Below are 4,186 nucleotides of genomic sequence, written 5' to 3' on the forward strand. Positions count from 1 at the left end.
CCACCCCATCAACCTCACCCCCCTCCTCCACCAGCGCACCCCCACCCCCATCAACCTCCCCACCTACGCCTTCCAACACCACCCCTACTGGCTCACCACCGCCACCACCACAGGCAACCCAACAGACCTAGGACTGGCCCAGGTCGAACACCCGATGCTCGGCGCAGCAGTCGAACTCCCCGACACCGACGGGCTGTTGTTCACCTCCCGCTGGTCCCTGGCCACCCACCCCTGGCTCGCCGACCACGCCGCAGGCGGCACGATCCTCGTCCCCGGCGCGGCCCTCACCGACGTAATCGTCCGGGCCGGCGACGAAGCCGGAACCAGCCTGCTCGGCGAACTCATCATCGAAGCGCCGCTCCTCATCCCCGCACAGGGCAGCGTGCAGATCCGCGTCACCCTCAGCGAGCCCGACGCGACAGGGCAACGGACCGCACAGGTCCACTCACGCCCCCAGGACGCGGCACCCGGCAGCCCTTTCACCCGGCACGCCTCGGCCCGGCTGTCCTCCGACGCCCCCGTGCCCGACTTCGACCTCACCCAGTGGCCCCCGCCCGGAGCCGTCCCGATCGAGGACGCCGCCGAGCGGGCGTACGGCGAACTCGACACCACCGGTTACGGCTACGGCCCCGCCTTCCGCGGCCTGCGATCCGCCTGGGCCCACGGCACCGACCTCTACGCCGAGGTCACCCTCCCGGAGGAAGCCGGCAAGCCCGACGGTTACGGCCTCCACCCCGCGCTTCTCGACGCCTGTTTCCACGCCGGGGCACTCCGCACCGACCAACCCGAACAGGAACGCCACCTCGTCCTCCCCTTCGCCTGGAACGACGTCCACCTCTACGCCGGCGCAGCCACCGCCCTCCGCGTCCACATGTCACCTCAGGGGCCGGACACGATGAGCGTGCGTCTGGCGGACGGTGCCGGGCTACCGGTGGCGATGGTGGGCTCGGTGAGGGGCCGGACCGTGTCGGTGGCGGATCTGCGCGGTGACACCGATCAGGGCTGGATGCGCGACGCGCTGTTCCAGCTGAATTGGGCCGAGACCACGCTCGCCGTCCTCGACTCCGGGGCCGCGTCCCAGGCCGGGTCGGCCGAGCTGCCCCGTATCCGTACCGCTGCCGATGTCGCCGCCCTGGCCGCGAGCGCCTCGCGTCACAGCGCCGCCCTGGCATACCTGGTCGAGCTGGCTGACTCGCCCGCGTCGCCCGGCACACCCGAGGATGTCCACCTCGCCACCAGCCGCCTCCTCGACCTCATCCAGCGCTGGCTGGCGGAACCCGCCCTCGCGGACGTTCGACTCGTCGTCGTCACGCCCCCCGCCGACGATCCCGTGGCCGCCGCCGGCTGGGGCCTGGTCCGTAGCGCCCAGCTCGAACACCCGGGCCGCTTCCTCCTCGTCGCCACCGACGACGAAGGCAGCCTGCACTCCGCACTGCCCGCCCTCCTCGTCGGGACGGAGCCGCAGATCGCCCTGCGCCAGGGCACTCCCCATGTGCCTCGCGTCACCCGCGTCCCGTCCCTGCCCGTCGGCGAGGTCCGGCAGCGCGACTTCGACCCGGACGGCACCGTCCTCATCACCGGTGGCACCGGCGCCCTCGGCCGGCTCGTCGCCCGTCACCTGGTGGAGCGGCACCAGGTCAGGAACCTTCTGCTGACGAGCCGTCGCGGGCCCGACGCACCGGATGCGGACGCCCTCCGCACCGAGCTCACCGCGCTGGGGGCGGACGTCCGCATCGCCGCCTGCGACGCCGCCGACCACGACGCCCTCGCCCACCTCCTCACCACCATCCCCAGCGAGCATCCGCTCACGGCCGTCATCCACACCGCCGGCGTCGTCGACGACGGCATCATCACCGCCCTCACCCCGGACCGTCTCGCCACCGTCTACCGACCCAAGATCGACGCCGCCCTCAACCTCCACCACCTCACCCGCGACCACGACCTCACCCACTTCGTCCTCTTCTCGTCCGCCGCAAGTGCCTTCGGCAGTGCGGGTCAGGCGAACTACGCCGCCGCCAACGCCTTCCTGGACGCCCTCGCCCACCACCGCCACACCCACCACCAACCCGCCACCTCCCTCGCCTGGGGCGGCTGGTCGCACAGCAGCCTGATGACGGCCGGTCTGACGCGGGCCGACAAGAGCCGGATGGAGCGCGGCGGCGGCGTCGGAATGACCGCGCAGGAGGGTCTGGCGCTGCTGGACGCGGCGCTGCGCCGCCCGGACGCCCCGGTCCTGCTGCCTGTGAAGCTCGACCTCGGCGTGCTTCGCGCCCAGGCGGAGGCGGGAACCCTGCCTACGCTGCTGAGCAGTCTGGTCCCGACCGGGCGTCGTATCGTCCGGCAGAAGCCCCTGGGCGGTCCCGGTCTGGCCGAGCGCCTCGCCGCCACGCCGGAGGGCCGACGCGAGGGCATCGTCCTGGACGTGGTCCGGCGAGAGGTCGCGACGACGCTCGGGCATGCCTCGGTCACCGATGTCGACCCGGACCAGGGGTTCAGTGAGATCGGGTTCGACTCGCTCCTGGCCGTGGAACTGCGCAACAAGCTCTCGGAACTGACCGGGACACGGCTCCCGGCCACCCTCGTGTTCGACCATCCCACGCCCCGGGGCATCGCCCGCCTGCTCTGGAGCGAGCTCTCCCCCGCCACACCCTCGGCCGACGTGTTCGCCGAACGGGAGGCGGAGATCCGGCAGGTGCTGAGCGACACGCCCCTGGCCCGCTTCGAGGAACTCGGCCTCATGCACCACGTACTGGAACTGGTGGACGGTCTCAGGTCCGCCGAAGCGACGGCCGCGGGAGCTGCGGGGGCTGCGGGGGCTGCGGGGATCCCGGTGGGCGCAGCCGCGGCACCGCACGGCCCGAAGCCGGACGACGGGCCAATGATCATGGAAATGGACGTCGACGATCTTGTCGCAAGGGCGATGAAAAAGGCCCGGAAGCAGTAGCAGCCCCTTTATTGGACCGCAGAGAGAAGAGAGAGAAATGACCAGTTCGGACAGCGCGGTCGTCGAGGCGCTGCGTGCTTCCCTGATCGAGAACGAGCGGCTCGAAAGCGAGAACGGCGAAATCCGCGGCCGCCTCACGGAACCGATCGCGATCGTCGGAATGGCCTGCCGCTATCCGGGAGAGGTGAAGTCCCCCGAAGAGCTGTGGGATTTGGTCGCCTCCGGCACGGACGGCATATCCGAGTTTCCGGTGAACCGGGGCTGGGACGTGGAGAACCTGTACCACCCGGATCCGGACCACCCCGGTACGAGCTATTCGCGTGAGGGCGGGTTCCTGCACGACGCTGCCGACTTCGACGCCGCCTTCTTCGGTATCTCGCCCCGCGAGGCACTCGCCATGGACCCGCAGCAGCGCCTGCTGCTGGAGGTCTCCTGGGAGTCACTGGAACGGGCCGGAATCGACCCCGGCACCCTGCGCGAACAGGCCGTCGGCGTCTTCGCCGGCGAGATGTACCACGACTACGCGGTCGGTTATAAGCCCGAGGCGGGCGAAGCCCTCGACGGTGTCGAGGACTACCTGATGATCGGCGGTTCGGGCAGCGTGCTCTCGGGCCGGGTGTCGTACTTCCTCGGCATCGAGGGACCGTCGATGACGGTGGACACCGCCTGCTCCTCGTCCCTGGTGACCGTCCATCTCGCGGCCCAGTCGCTGCGCTCGGGCGAGTCCTCCCTCGCCCTCGCCGGCGGCGTGACCGTCATGGCCGGAGCGGACGCCTTCGTCGCGTTCTCCCGGCAGCGCGGCCTCGCTCCCGACGGCCGCTGCAAGTCCTTCGCGGCGGCGGCCGACGGCACGGGCTGGGCCGAGGGCGCGGGTGTGCTGGTGCTGGAGCGGCTGTCCGACGCCGTACGCAACAAGCGCCGCATCTGGGGCGTCATCCGTGGCTCCGCCGTCAACCAGGACGGCGCCTCCAACGGACTCACCGCACCCAACGGCCCCTCCCAGCAGCGCGTGATCCGCAAGGCCCTCGCCAACGCCGGACTGACCGGCGCGGACGTCGACGCCGTCGAAGCCCACGGCACCGGCACGACACTGGGCGACCCGATCGAGGCCCAGGCCCTGATCGCCACCTACGGCCAGGACCACCATGCCGAACAGCCCCTCTGGCTCGGCTCCGTGAAGTCCAACATCGGCCACACCCAAGCCGCCGCCGGCGTCGCCGGCGTCATCAAGATGGTCATGGC

2 protein-coding genes are annotated in these 4,186 nt (G+C 71.2%); both read left to right on the plus strand.

What is annotated here, in order from left to right; translation table 11 throughout:
* Nucleotides 1–2,944, plus strand: a 2,944-nt coding sequence (locus ACFU95_RS50745) for a type I polyketide synthase (protein ID WP_383844671.1), incomplete at its 5' end; no start/stop codon positions are given.
* 37 nt (nt 2,945–2,981) lie between these two features.
* Nucleotides 2,982–4,186, plus strand: a 1,205-nt coding sequence (locus tag ACFU95_RS50750) for a beta-ketoacyl synthase N-terminal-like domain-containing protein (protein WP_383844674.1), incomplete at its 3' end; no start/stop codon positions are given.

Origin of the sequence: Streptomyces sp. NPDC057623 (assembly GCF_042800355.1) — a bacterium.
In the GTDB taxonomy this organism is placed as follows: Bacteria; Actinomycetota; Actinomycetes; order Streptomycetales; family Streptomycetaceae; genus Streptomyces.